The organism is Sporomusa sp. 246TCP1 (assembly GCF_057319775.1).
This window is the reverse complement of sequence record NZ_CM170492.1, coordinates 3,343,515-3,362,100: the sequence shown is the minus strand read 5'-3', so window position 1 is coordinate 3,362,100 and position 18,586 is coordinate 3,343,515. Positions and strand designations below refer to the sequence as shown.

15 protein-coding genes and 1 pseudogene are annotated in these 18,586 nt (G+C 43.0%); 10 read left to right on the top strand and 6 right to left on the bottom strand.

The window, feature by feature from the left end; all coding sequences use genetic code 11:
• The first annotated feature begins 13 nt into the window (after nt 1-13).
• From AC1ECB_RS15965 to AC1ECB_RS15955, 3 genes are all read left to right on the top strand, one after another.
• Nucleotides 14-1,120: a uroporphyrinogen decarboxylase family protein gene (locus AC1ECB_RS15965; protein WP_485664697.1), complete on the top strand. Its 1,107-nt coding sequence runs from the start codon at nt 14-16 to the stop codon at nt 1,118-1,120.
• A gap of 147 nt (nt 1,121-1,267) precedes the next feature.
• Nucleotides 1,268-3,247 (top strand): methyl-accepting chemotaxis protein, encoded by a 1,980-nt coding sequence (locus AC1ECB_RS15960; protein ID WP_485664696.1) that lies wholly within the window; start codon nt 1,268-1,270, stop codon nt 3,245-3,247.
• 156 nt (nt 3,248-3,403) lie between these two features.
• A complete protein-coding gene (locus AC1ECB_RS15955) occupies nt 3,404-3,898 on the top strand; it encodes a hypothetical protein (RefSeq protein WP_485664695.1) in 495 nt (164 codons plus the stop codon).
• Nucleotides 3,899-4,311: 413 nt separating this feature from the next.
• Here the strand turns inward: AC1ECB_RS15955 and AC1ECB_RS15950 are convergent, their stop codons facing one another.
• The 3 genes and pseudogenes from AC1ECB_RS15950 to AC1ECB_RS15940 form a co-directional block, all read right to left on the bottom strand.
• Nucleotides 4,312-4,917, bottom strand: a complete 606-nt coding sequence (locus AC1ECB_RS15950; RefSeq protein WP_485669355.1) for an IS1634 family transposase — start codon at nt 4,915-4,917, stop codon at nt 4,312-4,314.
• Entirely contained in the window at nt 4,908-5,960 is a 1,053-nt protein-coding gene (locus AC1ECB_RS15945; protein ID WP_485664694.1) for an IS1634 family transposase, read from the bottom strand. The genes AC1ECB_RS15950 and AC1ECB_RS15945 overlap by 10 nt, the downstream gene beginning before the upstream one ends.
• A gap of 327 nt (nt 5,961-6,287) precedes the next feature.
• Nucleotides 6,288-8,020, bottom strand: a pseudogene (locus tag AC1ECB_RS15940) (IS1634 family transposase).
• A 643-nt stretch (nt 8,021-8,663) separates the two neighbouring features.
• Between AC1ECB_RS15940 and AC1ECB_RS15935 the strand changes: the two are divergent.
• From AC1ECB_RS15935 to AC1ECB_RS15910, 6 genes are all read left to right on the top strand, one after another.
• A complete protein-coding gene (locus AC1ECB_RS15935; RefSeq protein ID WP_485664693.1) occupies nt 8,664-9,584 on the top strand; it encodes an ABC transporter permease in 921 nt (306 codons plus the stop codon).
• Between the two features lie 10 nt (nt 9,585-9,594).
• Nucleotides 9,595-10,479, top strand: a complete 885-nt coding sequence (locus AC1ECB_RS15930) for an ABC transporter permease (RefSeq protein ID WP_485664692.1) — start codon at nt 9,595-9,597, stop codon at nt 10,477-10,479.
• A gap of 19 nt (nt 10,480-10,498) precedes the next feature.
• Nucleotides 10,499-11,527, top strand: a complete 1,029-nt coding sequence (locus AC1ECB_RS15925; RefSeq protein WP_485664691.1) for an ABC transporter ATP-binding protein — start codon at nt 10,499-10,501, stop codon at nt 11,525-11,527.
• Between the two features lie 12 nt (nt 11,528-11,539).
• Nucleotides 11,540-12,511, top strand: a complete 972-nt coding sequence (locus AC1ECB_RS15920; protein WP_485664690.1) for an ABC transporter ATP-binding protein — start codon at nt 11,540-11,542, stop codon at nt 12,509-12,511.
• A 79-nt stretch (nt 12,512-12,590) separates the two neighbouring features.
• Nucleotides 12,591-14,207 (top strand): ABC transporter substrate-binding protein, encoded by a 1,617-nt coding sequence (locus AC1ECB_RS15915; RefSeq protein ID WP_485664689.1) that lies wholly within the window; start codon nt 12,591-12,593, stop codon nt 14,205-14,207.
• Between the two features lie 72 nt (nt 14,208-14,279).
• Nucleotides 14,280-15,179, top strand: a complete 900-nt coding sequence (locus tag AC1ECB_RS15910) for an aminopeptidase (protein WP_485664688.1) — start codon at nt 14,280-14,282, stop codon at nt 15,177-15,179.
• Between the two features lie 37 nt (nt 15,180-15,216).
• Here the strand turns inward: AC1ECB_RS15910 and AC1ECB_RS15905 are convergent, their stop codons facing one another.
• The gene (locus tag AC1ECB_RS15905) at nt 15,217-15,606 is read right to left on the bottom strand and encodes a hypothetical protein (protein WP_485664687.1); all 390 of its coding nucleotides are present in this window, start codon (nt 15,604-15,606) and stop codon (nt 15,217-15,219) included.
• A gap of 217 nt (nt 15,607-15,823) precedes the next feature.
• Between AC1ECB_RS15905 and AC1ECB_RS15900 the strand changes: the two genes are divergently transcribed.
• Nucleotides 15,824-16,255, top strand: coding sequence for a hypothetical protein (locus AC1ECB_RS15900; protein WP_485664686.1), 432 nt, complete (start codon nt 15,824-15,826; stop codon nt 16,253-16,255).
• A 17-nt stretch (nt 16,256-16,272) separates the two neighbouring features.
• On the opposite strand, the gene AC1ECB_RS15895 is transcribed toward AC1ECB_RS15900, so the two are convergent.
• Together AC1ECB_RS15895 and AC1ECB_RS15890 are read right to left on the bottom strand one after the other, a co-directional pair.
• The gene (locus AC1ECB_RS15895; RefSeq protein WP_485664685.1) at nt 16,273-17,490 is read right to left on the bottom strand and encodes an ABC transporter permease; all 1,218 of its coding nucleotides are present in this window, start codon (nt 17,488-17,490) and stop codon (nt 16,273-16,275) included.
• 14 nt (nt 17,491-17,504) lie between these two features.
• On the bottom strand, nt 17,505-18,563 hold the full coding sequence (locus AC1ECB_RS15890; protein WP_485664684.1) for an efflux RND transporter periplasmic adaptor subunit: 1,059 nt from the start codon (nt 18,561-18,563) through the stop codon (nt 17,505-17,507).
• Nucleotides 18,564-18,586 lie beyond the last annotated feature (23 nt).

Here is an 18,586-nt window from a genome sequence, read left to right as displayed (position 1 = left end):
GGGGTAGATTATTATGAAAACAGCACAACAATTACTTGCGGAACGTACTGAAAGATTGAAAAAAACGATTGCCTTTGAAGAAACCGATCGTACACCGGTTATACTTTCGGGAGATGCCGTTTTTGCCAGGCATGTAGGCATGAAGCTATCAGAATTTGTCTCAAACATGAAAGCCTCGCATCAAGCAATTTTATCATCATTTAAAGATTTAGGCGATGTGGATGGAACAGGTAGCACTTATGCGACAGCCACAATTTTTCCGTTAATTTTTTATTCAAAAGTTAAATTACCTGGGCGTGAACTTCCTGATGATACTCCTTGGCAGCTTGATGAGCAGGAATTGATGACAGTGGAAGATTATGATACCATTCTGAATAAAGGCTGGAAAGCTTTTAGCGAGGATTATTTGAAAAATCGGGTTGGCTTTGATCTTGATTCGATCCGTGCCCAATTGGCAGATGTCCCGCAATTTATCAAAAATTTTGAGGAGGCCGGCTATCTGGTATATTCCCCCAAAGCCTCCTCCACAGTTAATGAATTTTTGGGCGGCGGGCGATCATTTCCCAAATTCATGAAAGATATGTTTAAAATGCCTGATAAGGTTGAGGCTGTTTTAGATGTTATTCTTGAAGAAAATTTAGCAGAGTTACGTCAGCAAATACGAGTCATTAAACCTTTAGTTGTCTTTATGTCACCGGCCCGGGGAGCTAGTGAATTCTTTTCTCCGAAAATCTGGCAACGTTTTGTCTGGAAGTATCTAAAGGCAGCTGCTGAGGCAATTATTGAGGAAGGTGCGGTTGCAGACCTTCACATTGACGGTAACTGGGAACGTGATTTGGAATTTTTCAAAACCTTACCTAAACAAAAATGCATCTTTGAGTGCGATGGCGCTACCAACATCTATAAAGTGAGGGAGGCTCTCGGCGACCACATGTGTATTAAAGGAGATGTACCAGCTGCTATGTTAGCACTTGGTACTCCTGACGATGTATATAATTATTCCACCAAATTGATTAAGGATATGGGAAAAGGATTTATTCTTGCTTCCGGTTGTACGATACCGCCAAATGCAAAATTTGAAAATGTTAAGGCTATGGTTGCTGCTGCTACCGGTAAATAATACATAGAAAAAACAGCGCAAAACGTAACAGGAATACTTCACTTCTTAGGGACCCCGACTTGTTCGGGGTCGTCTTTTGTCTACTGCATGTACCCAACTTTACAATATGAAGGCTGTTAAATGAAATATTCAATGGAGGGTTGCTTGGTGAAAAGTATAAGCGCAAAACTTGCGGTAATAGTAATCACTTTATTTGTGGTTGCGCTTGGTGTGCTGGCTGGACTTAACTATTGGCAATCACAGAAAATGCTAACACAGGATGTTGAAAATGAAATTGCCCTCGTGGCACAAACTAACGGCGAAGCAGTCGGCATGTGGCTTGAGGGACATAAGGCAGAATTGGAGGCAATTTCAAGGTCGCCGGTTATGGCTAGTGGCAACCGTGAAGCTATGGTGTCTTATATTATCTCAGAACTAAACAATAACAAGCTTTACGAAAACATTTTTTGGGCTGATGTTCAAGGAAACTACCTTGATACTCACGGTGTAGCCGGAAACTCGGCGAACCGCCCCTATTTTATAAGTGCAATGGCGGGGAACACGTTCATCTCTGATCCGATACTTTCCCCGGTTAGTGGTAAGCTTGCCGTGCTTATTGCTACCCCAATTAAGGCGGAGGGGCGCATTGTCGGGATGTTAGCAGGATCGATCAGTATTGAAGAAGTAGAAAAACGTATTCTTGGTATAAAAGTGGGCCAAACCGGGTATGCATATGTTTTACAGAAAGATGGCACGATAATCATTCATCCTAATAAAGAATTAGTAGTGAACAAAAGCAATGCTCTTACCAACGATTCTAATGCAACTCCGGCTCTGAAAGCAGCTGCTGAAAAGATGCTGAAAGGGGAAAAAGGGATCACTGCTTACCAATATATGGGTGAAGAAAAATACTTAGCGTATGCACCGATTACCGGAACTTCCTGGTCCATTGGAGCAAATGTGCCGGTTAGTGAAGCCAAGGCACAGCTGAGAACCTTTGCGTGGATTTCACTAATTACCATTGTTATGGTACTTATTGTAGCTAGTTTCGTTATGTTGTTGACAGCAGCTCGTATCGCGAAACCACTGCAAACACTAGAAGAAGTGGCTAGTCGCGTTGCCAGAGGCGATCTAAGCATAACTCACATTGATGTAACCTCACAGGATGAAGTGGGTCGTTTGGCACGGGGCTTTGAAACAATGGTCGGTAATTTGCGCAATCTTGTGAGTAAGATCAGCACATCGTCAGAGCAGGTAGCGGCATCTGCTGAGGAAATGACCGCCAGTGCTGACCAGTCAGCTCAAGCCGCGAATCAGGTGGCAGGTTCTATTTCCGATGTATCTAAAGGTATGGATGAGCAGTTGACTGTAGCCAATGATACTTCGGTCGTGGTACGACAAATGTCGGCCAGTATCCGGCAGATTGCAGCGAATGTTAGTGAAGTAGCGGCGCAATCGGCACAGGCTGCGACTAAGGCCAATGCAGGCAATAAATCTGTTGATAAAGCGGTAAGTCAAATGGCTAGTATTGAACAGACTGTTCTTAATTCTGCTGGTGTTGTAGCTAATTTGGGCGAACGCTCTAAGGAAATAGGCCAGATAGTAGATACTATCTCTGGTATTGCCGGACAGACCAATCTGCTGGCACTCAATGCTGCCATTGAAGCAGCACGGGCGGGTGAACAGGGACGAGGTTTTGCCGTCGTGGCCGAGGAAGTCCGGAAATTGGCGGAGCAGTCTCAGGAAGCGGCCAAGAAAATTGCCATATTGATTAGTGAAATTCAAGCTGATACCAACAAAGCTGTAATTGCTATGGACTCCGGAACGCGGGAAGTGAAGCTGGGAGCCGAAGTAGTCAACGCTTCTGGACAAGCTTTTCAGGAGATTACTACGCTGGTAACCCAGGTGTCAGGTCAGGTAAGTGAGATATCCTCAGCTATTGAGCAGATGGCTAGTGGCAGTGAGCAAATTGTCGGGGCGGTACAACGGATTGATGGTTTGAGTAAAAAGGCAGCAGGAGAAGCTCAATCCGTGTCGGCGGCAACTGAGGAACAATCGGCATCCATGGAAGAAATCGCAGCTTCAAGTCAGGTTTTGGCCAAATTGGCCATGGAACTAAGGGAAGCTGTCAATAAGTTCGAGGCGTAAGGGTACTTTACTAAACAAATTCTAAAGAAACTCTAAAAATTGCATGGTATATTCTTCTTAGGTAAATAATTACACAGGTAAATAACTTTACCGAAAAGCTTTATCAAAGCTGAGACTGTTTGGTAGAACTATTATAATGTGATGGAGGTTTTTCAAATGAAAAAAAGTTTACTTATTTTAGGATCGTTCCTTGTTTTGAGTACAGGCACAAGTTTTGCTGCTCCACTCAATAACCTGGCTAACGAACAAACGGCGGTTGGCGCAACTGGTGACACGGTTTATATTGAACATAAATTTGGTGACCGCTTTACGCTTGGTTATCAAGCCAGTGACCGTGATTACTATGGTGATATGAAAGATGTTTACGGGCAATACCAATTTTCCCAGAATATCAGGGGTATAGTCGGCAATCGGGATTTTGATTATCATGATTCAGAGATGTATCTGGGGTTAGGTCTGCAGGGAGCATTAGCGCCGAAACTTGACGGATCTGCTGCGTTTATTGCCGGCGATGAATTTAAGGAAGTACAGGTAGGTGCTGGTATTCAATTAGCTGCCAATGTTGATCTCAACGTAACATATACCAATTTTATGCCTGATGAAGGCCGCGATAAAGATCAAGTTGAAGTTGGTGCAACCTTTAAATTCTAAACACGGTACAGCGCATAATTCCCATGTGTGTCTCCTGTTTCGTGGAAAATAGGCGATATTTGTATAGAAACCTGGTTCTTTGCTGTATAATGTGCAATACATTATACCTGCAAAGAACCAGGTTTATGTTTGTTCAACTGCAAATTTAAGTCTGTTTGACTCAAGTTGGACACCATGCTATAACCCGACTTTTACAGTTAGAAAGATAAAAGAAGTTCATAATTGTTGAATTTACTGGCTTTATTCAAGTTGATTCATATGTAAAATTTGTTATGCTACAGTAATATTTTTCAGGAATTTATTAAATAGCTCCTGCCTCGGATAAATATTGTAAAAACTTGTGCCGAACGTGTCCTGGATTATCTTGTAGTCCATTGCGATTTCATCTCTATCGGAATATGCCAAAGTGTCTACTATTTCCCCTTTTTGTTTAGCGCTTTTTGAAACGCGATCGCACCGCCGACATCGTCAAGGTGAATGATACCGCCTTTCAAAACCTGGCATGTCGCAGCCCCCAGAGTTCTTGCGATTCGTTCGGCTGACAACGCTTTTTCTCCCATGCGGTGCTGAATGATTCGGATGATGAGAAGGGCGACGAAACAGATCAAGAAATGTGCACGGATATGTTCAATTTTTCTAACGAACACGGGTCTGGCATAAAGATCTGTTTTCATAATCCTAAACGACTGTTCTATCTGCCAAAGACCGCCGTATACCTGCCGCATTTTGCGCTCATCGTAGTCAAGTTCGCTGCTGATAATGCAAAAATAGCCATCATACATCGCGTCATGCTCCGCCTTTTCTAAATTCACACTGCGGAGCTTTTTCGTGTTTCCCAGTATCTCCCCAGTTTCCTTGTCAACGATAGCTTCTTTTGTATATTCGTCGACACCTTTTTTGATACTATAGGCATTGTTTTTGACCGAACGCGCAGCTTTTTCCAGTTTTTCTTCCCGTTTACGCTTTGCCATGTCGGCTTCAGTCTTCTTCCAATATAAAAGTACTTTTCTTACTCGGATTTCTTTTTTCCGTCCTTGTCCTTACCCTCGTATTCTTCTTCGAACAGCTTGTATCTGTAGGTACCCTGTTCGTTTGATGTCCATCCACTTTGATCAAACAGTTTTTCATTGTAGCGTTGTCCTTTTTTCCCTTTTATTATCTGCGAAAAGACAAAACCGTCACCGTTGTTCACAATTGCGTTGATATTCTTCGAAGAGTTGAGGCCTTTATCGGCAACTACAATCAGTCGTCCTAACCCGTACGAATCCTTGACATCCTTCATTGTCGGCTGAAGCGTAAGGGAATCACTTGTATTTCCTGGGAACATCGACATATTGACTGGTAATCCGTTGGAATCCATAAACAACCCCATTGCGACAATAGGGTCAGTGCGGTGTTCTTTCGATACGCCTCTTTTTCGCAGATCCTCTTCGCCATTTGGGAAATCGATCTCGAAGAAATAATTAGTCACATCATAGAATGCATAGGAAAGGTCTCGACCGATCGATTCTTTAACACGTTCGTTTAAATGCCGTTGCAACTCCACCTCAAAATCTGCGAAGTGGTCAAGCGACCTGTAGACATCTGGCAATGTAAAATCGGTGCACATCCCGTAGAAGCCGTCCTTCAATTGGCATGAGGCGCGTTTTGAATCTGGATGAAGAACTCTTGCCAACACTAAGAATTTAAAAATGTCGCAGGGTGAATACTCCACCCGAAACTTGCGTGATTTCTCAAAGTTCTCGATGAATGAATTGATTTCGAGCAGATTATAAACGGCTTCCAGGAACTTGTATCCGTAGTTCTGTCGCCGATTTTCTTCACCATACATCATCGCATTAGCTGCAACTTCGATTCGTAAGGGAACAGTATCTTTAAAGTTATCATCGAATTTCACTACCATAGCCATGAAAGCTTCGGGATCTGGCTGATCTTCGAGATAACCAAAACTTTTAATCGTACGCTGCTTTGTGGGTAGCCCTGGTCCAGGGCGATACCCTTCGACAACACGGATGTGAGTCTTAATAACGCCGCCACGCTTTACACGATCTTTTTTAATCATTGAATATCACCTCATTTACATTATAGCATATCTGTAGCATAACATAAATAAAAACGCATAAAAAAATGCGGAAGTCCGCATTTTACAAGTAGATTATTTCACTCTGTCTGCTCTCTATGTTCTGCTAACTGTAAAAGTCGGGTCTTTGCTGTATAATGTGCAATACATTATACCTGCAAAGAACCAGGTTTATGTTTGTTCAACTGCAAATTTAAGTCTGTTTGACTCAAGTTGGACACCATGCTATAATCCTGTCTTTGACAGTTGAAGACGATAAAAAGCTTGATAATCCCTGATTTGCAAGGGGTATCAAGCTTTTTTGCTTTTTTAGAAAAGTGAGTAATGTTTTTGTTTTTTTGTCATGTTTAAAATTTTTTTCATCTGTGTTTTTGGTATGATCTGATAATCTGTTCGAAACCCATAAGTTTCATGTAACACATCTGTAAAATCAGTTCTTGTGTAGGTTGGGATATAACCTTCGCCCTGAATCTTATAGAAATTCATTTCTTTCAGGCCGTCGATTATTTCTTGACACGTAAACCGATTTCCTAGTTTTTTTTCCAATAAACGATAAATAACAAGTGACATAAAGCAGGAAGTAAAGTGCGCTTTAATTCTATCTTCACGGCTTAGATACACCGGTCTTGCTTTAAATTCGCTTTTCATGATCCGAAAACATTCTTCAATTTCCCAGCGGCGCTGGTTGATTTTGATGATGTCTTGGGCGCTATCTTCGAGGTTCGTGCATACCGCATAGAAGCCGTCATAAATTTCTTCGTTAGAGATAGTCTCTGTGTCCAGCGTATATATAGAAGTATCGGCTATTTCACCATCAGGTGTGCAACTGGTTTTCTTGATAAAGCGTTTATAATCATTCTGATTGTTTTTTGAGATTTTAGTCGGATTCGTATCAATCGTTTTTTGAGCACGTTCGATTTGTGAATTGCGAATTTTACGCTGATAGTTTCTATATTTGATGGAATAGGTGACAATGAGCTTTTGTTCCAGGCCGTTTTCTTTAATCCAACGTTCTTTGTAGAAGCAGTGGTCTTTGTATGCGTTCTCGTCAATAGAGGAAATATCATAAGTTTTATCATGACCTGGAAGATGCCAGCCTTCAGAATCAAGCGACCATTCCTTTAAATGCTTCTTTAGCTTTTTAATAGATTGAGTAGTAATAAAGGCACGCTCGCCCTTGTCGTTGAATTTCCTGTTGCTTTCAGAAGCCAGGCCGGCATCAGTACAAACAACGAATTTGGAAAGCTTGAAATCAGACAGTATTTTTCTTCCAAGGGTTTAAGGGTAATCTGCTCATTGGTGTTACCACTGTTGAGGTTAAAAGCTAGGGGAATACCATCGCCATCCATGAACAATCCCATCTGAATAATGGGATTTGGCCTATGTTCTTTAGAAGCGCCATATTGTTTAAGGCCATCTTCCTGTTCGATTTCAAAAAAGTAGTTGGTGCAGTCATAATAGAGAATGCCGGTATTTCTCTTTGAGAGTTTAAGACTGTTGTTGTAAAGAGAAGATTGGATAAAATCCATTTCTTTTGAAATGACCTCAAGAGATCGGTAGACATGCTGTAAATCAAAGTTGGGTTGCTCAATAAATTTTGAGGAATGTTGGTAAGTTGCGAGTTTGGAAGAAGGAAAAAGGATTCGTCCGTAAAGGAGCCGCGATAGTACGGCATCCAGATCGAAAGTAAATTTATACTTCTTTGAAATTTCAGCACATAGCTTATGCAGATTGAGTTCATGATAAAGCTGTTGGAGAAAGAGATATCCGCCGTTAAAGCAGCGTTGTTGATCTTTGGAGATAATCTTAGATGGAGAATATTTAACTGTGACTTCGCGTAATTGAGTTTTTTCTTTTTTGTTAAGTTCTTCGATGTATGATTTAGCCCATTCAAAAGGGTCTTGTCCATTTAGCTTATGCTGTAATTCAGCAATCGTTCCTAACTTTTCAACAACTTTTGTGGAACGCTTACCGTTTTCGTAGACAGATTGTATGACATAAAGCGAAGTTGAATTCTTTGATTTAGAAATACTAAGTCTCATTTAAAAACACCTCCGATCCCTTATATTATAACATGTTACGCTATATTACGCAATATTAAACAAGGCAGATTTGACGTTTTTCCAACAAAAAAAGCCCTGTTTTCAAGGCTTTCAGAGATTTCATTATATGAGTAAGTGTCAAAGACCCGGGCGATACCCTTCGACAACACGGATGTGAGTCTTAATAACGCCGCCACGCTTTACACGATCTTTTTTAATCATTGAATATCACCTCATTTACATTATAGCATATCTGTAGCATAACATAAATAAAAACGCATAAAAAAATGCGGAAGTCCGCATTTTACAAGTAGATTATTTCACTCTGTCTGCTCTCTATGTTCTGCTAACTGTAAAAGTCGGGTCTTTGCTGTATAATGTGCAATACATTATACCTGCAAAGAACCAGGTTTATGTTTGTTCAACTGCAAATTTAAGTCTGTTTGACTCAAGTTGGACACCATGCTATAATTTTACATGGTAAACTGATAAATTAGTAAAAGTGTGCTTATAAATTAAAAAAATCCGTAGATAGAGGCAAAGACGCCGTGAAAGTTCGAATAGTAGCAATGCGAATACACGGTTTTTTTATTTTTACTGTTATAATTTGAATATATTTGCTCTTTGGTGGGAGGAGTACTAAGTGGTACTATTCATTGTTAAACGTATTATCAGTTCCATTCCAATATTATTAGGTGTAACATTACTTATCTTTATACTTTTACATATTGTTCCCGGGGACCCGGTGACCTTGATGATGAATGACCATGTTGATCCTGATACTATAGCGCGGGTGCGGGCTCAAATGCATTTGGATGAGCCAATATATGTACAGTATTTTAATTTTGTCTGGGATGCACTGCATGGCGATTTTGGTGTTTCCTATAAGCTGAACAGGCCTGTTGCGACATTACTGTTAGATGCTTTTCCTAATACCTTAGTATTGGCAACAGCGGCGATGATTTTTTCCTGGGTGGTCGGGGTTCCGGCAGGAATATTGTCTGTTGTTAAAAAATATTCTGTTATTGATTATTTTTTTATGGGTAGTGCGTTACTCGGTGTATCGATGCCTGTCTTTTGGTCAGGCCTTTTATTACAGTACATTTTTGCCTTTACACTGGGCTGGCTGCCTGTTTCGGGCTTTGATAATCCGCTTTGCCTTATTATGCCTGCGGTGGTTTTGGGGTGGGGGGCTGCGGGGACGATTGCCCGCCTAACTCGTTCCAGCTTGTTGGAGGTTATGGGCAACGACTATATTCGAACAGCCAGAGCCAAAGGTTTGTCAGCTCTTGCTGTTCTTTTTAACCATGCGCTCAAAAATTCATTTTTACCGGTAGTAACGGTTATGGCGATCCAAGTAGCTTCCATGCTTTCCGGGTCAGTTATAACCGAGACTATTTTTAGTATTCCGGGAATAGGGCGTATTGCGGTTAATGCTATTCAGACTAGAGATTTGCCGCTATTGCAGGGCTCCATCCTTTTTACTACCATGTTGGTTATTTTAGGTAATCTGGCAGCTGATATGATGTATTTTTTCTTAGATCCACGTATTAAAAATAAATGAGGGTGAGCACATGGAATCGCAACTACAGGCAATAGAGCAACCACAATATGTTGAGGAATCGTTTTTAACAGAATTATTTCAATCATTAAAGCAAAATAAAAGCGCTTTGGCTGGCGGTATAGTATTATTGCTGTTTATTAGTGCCGCTGTGTTGGCTCCCTATATAGCGCCATACGATCCTTACCATGTGGATATGAGTCAGCAATTTCAGAAGCCGTCTGCCCAATATTTATTGGGTACAGATATGTTTGGACGTGATATTTTAAGCAGAATTATCTACGGCTCCAGAATATCGCTGGTTATTGGTCTGGTGCCTACCTTAATCTCCATGATGATCGGAACTCTTTTGGGACTGATAGCCGGTTATTATGGCAAAAAGACTGATTATATTATTATGCGAGCAGCAGATGTTGTTATGGCATTTCCTTCGTTGCTGTTGGCGATGGTGGTAATGTATACATTAGGTGCAAGTCTGCTGAACATCTTCATTGCCATAAGCCTGGTCAACTGGGCGGGAACAGCCAGGGTCGTCAGATCGCAAACCCTGGTATTGAAAGAAAAAGAATTTGTCGAAGCAGCTAAAATAATGGGCGTAAAGAATTGGGTGATACTATTACGTCATCTGCTGCCGAATTGTATTCCTTCCTTGCTGGTGCTGTTTACCTTAGGTATCCCTGATGCTATTATGCAAGAAGCAACCTTGAGCTTTCTGGGGGTGGGTGCACAGCCGCCTATGGCCAGTTGGGGTCTCATGGCTTCATCAGGAAAGGAATTTTTGTTTATGGCTCCCTGGATAGCCATTGTACCAGGAGTCGCGATATTACTGGTGGCATTGGCTTTTAACTTCCTGGGAGACGGGCTAAGGGACGCTCTGGATCCATATCTAAAACAGTAAGCGTTTGGGGGCAATGTTCATGGCAGAAGATAGTGCAGTGATTGATGAGCGCAGGATAAGTGGTACAACGATAGCTGAAAAGGATACGATGCTCACAGTAACAGGCCTTAAAACTTATTTTTTTACCAATAAAGGTGTAATTCCTGCGGTTGATGATGTAAGCTTTACGGTAAAAAAAGGACGAATAGTTGGTATTGTCGGCGAATCTGGTTGTGGCAAGAGCATGACGGCGTTGTCTCTCATGGGCTTGGTGCCTGCTCCGGCAGGAAAAATTGTAACCGGCAGTATTATTCTTGATGGGAAAAATTTAGTGAATTTGACCGAAAAAGAAATGTGCCAGGTCAGAGGCAATGAGATGGCCATGATTTTTCAAGAGCCAATGACCTCGTTAAACCCTGTTTATCCAGTGGGTAAACAAGTCATGGAAGCAGCAATTCTCCATCAACACCTAGGTAAGACCGAGGCGAAAGAAAAGGCGCTTGAAATGTTCAAGTTAGTAGGCATTCCAGAGCCCCAAAAGCGACTGGACACGTATCCCCATCAACTTTCTGGCGGCTTGCGTCAACGGGTGATGATTGCGATGGCGCTTATCTGCAGGCCAAAATTGTTAATAGCGGATGAACCAACTACTGCTCTTGATGTTACTGTGCAGGCGCAAATTTTGCAATTGATGAAAAAATTGCAGGCCGAACTTGATTCCGCTATTGTGTTGATTACCCATGATATGGGTGTCGTAGCTGAGGTTTGTGATGATGTTGCGATTATGTATGCAGGGAAAATTGTAGAACAGGCCAATGTTTTCGAACTGTTTGACAATTGTTTGCATCCTTATACAGCCGGTTTGCTAAAAGCTCTGCCTACCCTCCGGAAAAACGGGGAGCGGCTTTACAACATACCAGGTATGCTGCCGAATTTGCTGCAGTTGCCCAAGGGGTGCAGGTTTTTTCCCCGCTGCGAACAGGCATCGGCTATCTGCGCGGAGCAAGAACCAGACTTGGTTGAAGTTAGTCAGGGACATTTTGTTCGCTGCGTAAAGTATCGTGGTTAGGGAGTGCTTACTGTGGGCGATATACTTATTCAAAGCAAAAATTTAAAAAAATACTTTTTTGATACCGGCGGTTGGTTAAATAAACAGAAAAATATTGTTAAGGCTGTAGATAATGTTAATTTAGAGATAGTTCAGCATGAAACCCTGGCCTTGGTAGGTGAATCAGGCTGCGGTAAAAGTACGTTAGCGCGATTGTTGATTAATCTATTGCAGCCTACGGACGGAGAAGTTCTTTATAAAGGCGAAAATATCTTTAATTTACGAGCTGAGGCAGCTAATCAGTTCAAAAAACAGGTGCAATTTATTTTTCAGGACCCGTATGCCTGTCTCAACCCGCGAATGAAGGTTGTCGATATTATTGGCGAGCCGTTAACAACACATCAGCTGGCCACAGGTAAAAACAAGGAAATTAGGGTCGAACATTTAATGAATCTGGTGGGACTACGACAAGAATTTATGAATCGGTATCCCCACCAATTTAGCGGCGGACAGCGTCAGCGCATTGGTATTGCCAGAGCCTTGGCGCTCAATCCGGAATTGTTGATTTGTGACGAGCCGGTATCAGCGCTTGATGTTTCGATTCAATCACAAATTCTCAATTTGCTCAAAGATTTGCAGGCCCAGTTTGGGTTGACTTACTTTTTTATCTCGCATAATTTGAGTGTGGTACGTTATATGGCTGACCGTGTGTGTGTGATGTTTTTGGGGAAAGTGGTGGAACTCGGAAATTGTACAGAGATATTTGAGCAACCGCTGCATCCGTATACATCATTTTTGATGAATGCGGCACCAGTGCCAAACCCTAAGTTGCGCAACCGGAAAAGACTACTGTTGGAAGGGGAGGTGCCCAGTCCAATGAATCCGCCGCCTGGTTGTAGATTTCACACCCGCTGTCCCTATGTACAAGAAATTTGCCGGGTAGAGGAACCAAAGTTAGCGGACTATGGCGGGAGAAAATGTGCTTGTCATTTTTCTTTAACCTAAACGAAGATGAGTTTAGGTTAGTGCCTGCAAAAATCTTTAACGCGTTGTATATATTTGGAAATTTTAGGGAGGGGTTTTAGTGAGTTACTGTAAAAAAATGATTGTGGTCGCCATTGTTTTATGTTTTTCGTTTGTATTTATGACAGGTTGTTCACTCATGAATAAATCCACTAGCAAAAACACACTAAGAGTGGCGGCCATAAATGATCCGGGGACTGCCGATACTCAGCTGACAACGGAAGAATATAATTTGCCGCTAAATATCTTTGAACGACTGGTGGAAATAAAAACGAGTGCACCAGGGGTATCAGAAATGGTCCCTGGGCTGGCAGAAAAATGGGATATTTCTGCTGACGGCAAAGTATATACCTTTCACCTGCGTCAAGGGGTTAAGTTTCATAATGGTGAAGAACTTACCGCTGATGATGTAGTATATACTGTTGACCGGATGCTCAATCCCAAAACAAAAGCCTTAAATACCGATTTTTTTGATATGATTGCCGGTGCAAAAGAACGGGTGGAGGGTAAAGCCGATACTACCGCCGGCATAAAAGCTGTCGATAAATATACTGTTGAAATTACCTTAGCCCAGCCGTTTGCTCCATTTTTAGCCAATCTCGCCACACCGGCAGCGTCTATTTATAACCGCAAAGCTACCGAAGCCGCAGGAACACAGTTTGGGTTTGATCCCGAAAAAACGGTGGGTACAGGGCCGTTTAAACTCAAAGAATGGAAGGTTAACGACCATATTACGATGGTTGCCTTTGATCAGTATTGGGGCGGGAAAGCAGCTTTGGACGGCATTATCATAAAAATTGTGCCAGACGCAGATACGCAAAAAATGTTGTTTGAGACAGGCGAACTAGATGTATTTAACTGTGATTTGGCCAGAACGCAGATTCCTTATTTTGAAGGCAGTGATAAATGGAAAAATCACATCGTCAAAGGTCCCAGAGTTGGGCTCTATTATTATAGTATGAATCAAAATATCAAACCTTTTGATGATGTACGCGTCAGAAAGGCGTTTCAAATGGCGATTAATCGCCAGGAATTGCTTGATAAACTATATTTTGGCAAAGGGAAATTAGTGAATACCATTATGCCGCCAGGATTATTGGGTTATAATCCGAATGCTCCTCAGATTCCGTATGATCCGCAAAAAGCCAAACAATTGTTGGCCGAAGCGGGATATCCTAATGGCTTTAGTATGGAGATTGCCCATGTGGCAGACAGGCCGGAAGCACTCCGCGTCAACGAAGCTGTCCAGGCGATGCTTAAAGAAGTTGGCATCACTGTAGAAATTAAGCAAATGGATAGAGCTTCCTTATTATCTACCAGGAAACAAGGTCAGTTGCCAATGTATATGGATATATGGTCGGCTGATTTTAATGATCCGGATAATTTCATTTATACATTTTTTGCACCCCGTAATGCGATAGCACGCTCCTATAACTATAAAAATGAAACAGTAGCCGGGCAGTTGGAACAAGCACGGAAAATGACCAATCCGGAAGAACGCTATAAACTATATCAAGAAATGGAAACTCAGATTGTCATTAATGATGCTGCTTGGTTACCACTCTTTTCGCCAGAACATCTATTTGTAGTCCAGCCAAGAGTGAAGAACTTTAAAGTGGCTTGGAATGGTTGGAGTGATATGCCGTACTACGGTATCAGTCTGGAAGAATCAAAATAAAGAAAAATTAGCGCTCGTTCATTGTGACGAGCGCTTTCGCATATTGAAGGCAAATAGATGGAGGACGATAGTATGAATGCATTAGGGCAGAATTTAAGTATTTCACTGAACGAGGGCGGCCCGGTCACAGGGGTGGCAGTATGTTATCAATCCAATCAGGAATTGGCAGAGGCCATAGCGCAGCTGCTGCCCTATCAGACACAGGTTATAAATACTAGGGCAACATCGCTTGCAGAGCTAGAATGGTGTGATCGTGTGAGTCATGTTATTGAGGTATATGAACCAGATAAGCCAGGGTATGAAAAATGTAAATCGGAACGGATTGGTATGCTTCAGCGGGGCTGTCGGATATTGAGTTTGTTTGACTGGCAAAAAAGTTATTTGGCAGATGCTTTTTGGGGCAAAACCAACTATCGGGAACTGGCATTGCAGCTAGCACAAATAAAAAAAGCGCTGGAAAGGGTGGATACAATCCATATTACCTCCGCGCTGGGTACTGATATTTCCTTTGCTGTCACCGGCAGGCAATGGATTGCTGCTGATGGTATCTGCAGCAGCAATCATTTGGCACAAATGCCGGATGGTGAAATCTATACCTGCCCGATTGAAGAATCGTTCAATGGAGTCTTGGTGATTGATGGTACAATTACTCGCTCGTGGCTGCCGGCTAAGCCACAAAGACTCGTGTTTAAGCAGGGGCGGCTTATTGAGTGTTCGCCAGAGTTTCGAAAATATATTGCACCTTTTGAGCCGGAGATCAATTTGATTGGTGAGTTTGCACTGGGGTTTAATCCCGCGTATCGGCAAATCATGCACAACATTTCAGTTGATGAAAAGGCAGCCGGTACAGTGCATTTCGCTCTTGGCGACAGCTATAATCTTGGGAGAAATCAATGTAACTGTCATGTAGATATGATTATTCGTCACCCCAGGGTTAGTACATTTCCCGCTATCGAACTGCCCTACTTTTAGTGGATGTGCTTACAGTATCTATGTCATGGTCACTATGTTACGGGAGCGGGATCATTCTGAAACAATTGTTCATCCAATGAGCGGCAGCTTGTTCTAATGCATCCTCTAAAGAAGAAACCGGGCCTATGTATTCTGCGGATTCTGGCAACTTAACGCCAGCAACATTGCGAAGATACAAAGTGCCATTGTCAACAAAATAATTGTAGTCAGCGAATCTGCCGTTTATTCCCCGCGGAATGAATGACAGATTCCAGCTGTCCGGATGCTCTGTTGCCTGTATAATGGTTAAACCGGCATTGGCTTTGTCGGTAACTATTTCATAGGTTATGTCATCAAGTTTTACAACACTGTAGCTTGGCATAGCGAAACAGGTACTGGCCAAAAATATCATCAAAACTAATACGACCCCGGCAATTGTTTTTTTCATTTGAACTCTCCTCCTTTATTTATAAGGCAAAAAAAATTGGTGGTCATTTTTTTGCCTCAACCTAGTTCAGTATATGTATATGCAAGTAAATACGGTTCATGCTGCTAATATAGCTGATGGAAAAGTATATACTTTCGGATAGTATCGAAAAGGATAATTATGTTATACGATTATTAACATAAATGGTATTAAAAAATAAAAGGCAGGTGGAGTGGAAATGAAAAGGTATGTTCAGTTATTGTTCTTATGCTTAGCTGTATTTTTAGGATCAAGTTGTTTTTTGTCGGATAAGGTAGAAGCCGCAGAAAAAATTGTTTGGACGACAACAAATCTGTATTATGAATTAAATAGCGAGGGTACTCCCGAAGATGTTCTTGTTATAGAAGGTTATTTTACAAATAATACCAACAAATATATTAATTATTTTTATGAGTTGAACCTTAAAGCTATCATTAGAGCTGATATAGGTGCAGGTTATACAGGACAAGTAAATGGTACATTCCGGAATTTTGAAAAGATGATTGAACCTTATAGCAATTCTTCTAATCACAAATTTAGAGTGAAGAATGCACAAATCATTTGGCCTGTTGAGGAATATGAAGTGACTCAAGGTCTGACAAAATGGAAACAAAGCAATGCCGCAGGTTGAGCAAGATAAATGGTTCCTTATTCATATCGCAAAGCGTCGATAGGAGCTAGCAGCGCCGCCTTGCGGGCCGGATAGATACCAAAGAACAAACCGATAAGCAGCGAAATTCCGAACGCGGCCAAGATAGGTTCCGGGGAAATCACGGTTTGAACAGCGCCGGTACTTGCTAGGCCGTAAGCGGCAAGCACCCCGGCTAAAATGCCGATCAACCCACCAGTCACACTGACAACCAGTGCTTCAACCAAAAATTGCAGCATAATATTGGCATAAGTAGCCCCCAGCGCTTTCCTGATGCCTATTTCTCTGGTTCGCTCAGTAACCGAAACCAGCATGATATTCATAATCCCGATGCCGCCAACCAGCAGCGAAATAGCCGCGACATTGCCTAAATAAAGAGTCATGGACCTGGTACTTTCCTTTATTTTCTCTACCAATGCGGCGTAATTTCGTACAGTAAAATCGTCGGCTTCACCGTCCGCTAGCTTATGCCTGGCCCGCAGCAGCTGGGTAATATATTCTTCCGTCTGCTCCAGTACCTGAAGATTTTCCATCTGAGCCAAAATAAGATTTACATATGTTTTGCCGCCAAGCCTGTCCTGCGCCGTAGCCAGCGGTACAAAAACCGCGTCGTCAAGATCGCCTCCTCCCGCCGTCTGGCCTTTGCTCGCCAGCACGCCGCTCACTATAAACTGCGTCGAACCGATGCGGATATTCTGTCCGACCGGGCTTTCAGTGCCAAACAAATTGTTCGCCACCGTTTGCCCGATTACCGCCACCTTGGCCCGGGCCGCATCATCCTCATCAGAAAAAAAGCAACCGCTGGCCAAATTGAGATCTTGGATTTCCACAGCATCTACAGTCGTTCCCTCGACAATGGTGTTCCAATTCCGGTTCTCATAAACAAGCTGATATGATCCGGTTAACTCCGGTGCAACCCGCGCCACACCGGGGACTTCGTCGGCGATGGCTTGGGCGTCCCGGGCGGTCAAGGTAATAACCGTGCCCGCCGCCGAACGCACACTGCCCGGCGCTGCCGCCGCTCCCGGCCTAATGATGATATTAGTGCCGCCTAAGTAGGCGAGATTTTGCTCCACCCTTTTTTGCGTCCCCATGCCAATCGACACCAGAGCAATAACCGCGCCGACCCCGATGATCATCCCCAGCATGGTAAGCGCGGCCCGCAGCTTATTTGCCATTAACCCGTTAAATGCTATTATGACGCTTTCCCAAAACATTACCGCACCCCGCTTTACTTTTTCTTGTCACTATTGCCGGCTTTCGCCATAAACAATAAAACCTCATCCCCCTCATTAAGGCCGCTGATAACTTCCACCTTTGCATCATCGCTAAGCCCCAACTCCACCGGCGTTTTTTGCATCTTCCCGTCAACCAGCTTCTGCACACACTTTTGCCCCTTGTCGTCCTTTACCGCGGTCAGCGGTACAACCAGGCAGCCATTGCTTTCACCAAAATGTATCGTTATCCTGGCCGTCATCGTCGGCCGCAACAGGCCATCAGGATTGTCGACATCCACATATACCGGATAATACACTACATTGGAGGAAGTTGTCGCGTTCGATGAAATGCTGCTTACTTTTCCGCTAAAAGTCTTCTTTTTTTGGGCGTCCACCGTAAACTGCGCCGGTTGCCCGACCGCCACCGCCCCGATATCCGACTCATCCACCAGTACTTTGACCTGCATAACCGACTCATCGGCAATCGTCAGCACCGTCTGGGCCTCGGAAACGCCCTGCACAATTGTTTGCCCGGCGGGGGTCGGCGTGCCAATTACCTTGCCGTCAGCCGGCGAATAAATTACATAATAATCTAATTGTGCGCTATAGTTTTCATAATTAGCTTTTGCCACAAGGTAATCGGCCCGGTCTGACTCCATTTGCTGCCGTGACTCCCCGCCGGCCGCTGCTAGTAGCTTGCTACGCTCATAGATCGCCGCGGTTTTCTCCAGTGTTGCCCGGTATAAGGCGACCTGCGCCCGAACCGCAGAATCATCAAGAATAAACAAGACCTGCCCTTTTTTGACAATGTCATTTTCCTTGACGCATACTTCTTTGATTAATCCCGTAACCCGCGAAGCCACCTTGATGGAATTCACTGGCTGAACCGTTCCGGTGGCTGAGAATCCAGCCTTGATATCACCGCGCTTTACTATGGCGGTAACCGGCGGTGCGACGACCGGCCGGCTGCTTCGCTTATAATAAGCAGTGCCGCCGGCAACAAGAATCGCCAAAATAACTACACCGAAAACCCAGCCTTTGTATTTCTTACATTTATCCCATATTATCTGCATTAACTCACCCTCACCGTTATTAC

Bases quoted from the DNA above. Each gene is read 5' to 3' on its own strand.
- AC1ECB_RS15900 (WP_485664686.1), top strand. From the start codon at position 15,824: ATGAAAAGGTATGTTCAGTTATTGTTCTTATGCTTAGCTGTATTTTTA.
- AC1ECB_RS15895 (WP_485664685.1), bottom strand. From the start codon at position 17,490: ATGTTTTGGGAAAGCGTCATAATAGCATTTAACGGGTTAATGGCAAAT.
- AC1ECB_RS15955 (WP_485664695.1), top strand. From the start codon at position 3,404: ATGAAAAAAAGTTTACTTATTTTAGGATCGTTCCTTGTTTTGAGTACA.
- AC1ECB_RS15910 (WP_485664688.1), top strand. From the start codon at position 14,280: ATGAATGCATTAGGGCAGAATTTAAGTATTTCACTGAACGAGGGCGGC.
- AC1ECB_RS15905 (WP_485664687.1), bottom strand. From the start codon at position 15,606: ATGAAAAAAACAATTGCCGGGGTCGTATTAGTTTTGATGATATTTTTG.
- AC1ECB_RS15890 (WP_485664684.1), bottom strand. From the start codon at position 18,563: ATGCAGATAATATGGGATAAATGTAAGAAATACAAAGGCTGGGTTTTC.
- AC1ECB_RS15930 (WP_485664692.1), top strand. From the start codon at position 9,595: ATGGAATCGCAACTACAGGCAATAGAGCAACCACAATATGTTGAGGAA.
- AC1ECB_RS15965 (WP_485664697.1), top strand. From the start codon at position 14: ATGAAAACAGCACAACAATTACTTGCGGAACGTACTGAAAGATTGAAA.
- AC1ECB_RS15925 (WP_485664691.1), top strand. From the start codon at position 10,499: ATGGCAGAAGATAGTGCAGTGATTGATGAGCGCAGGATAAGTGGTACA.
- AC1ECB_RS15945 (WP_485664694.1), bottom strand. From the start codon at position 5,960: ATGATTAAAAAAGATCGTGTAAAGCGTGGCGGCGTTATTAAGACTCAC.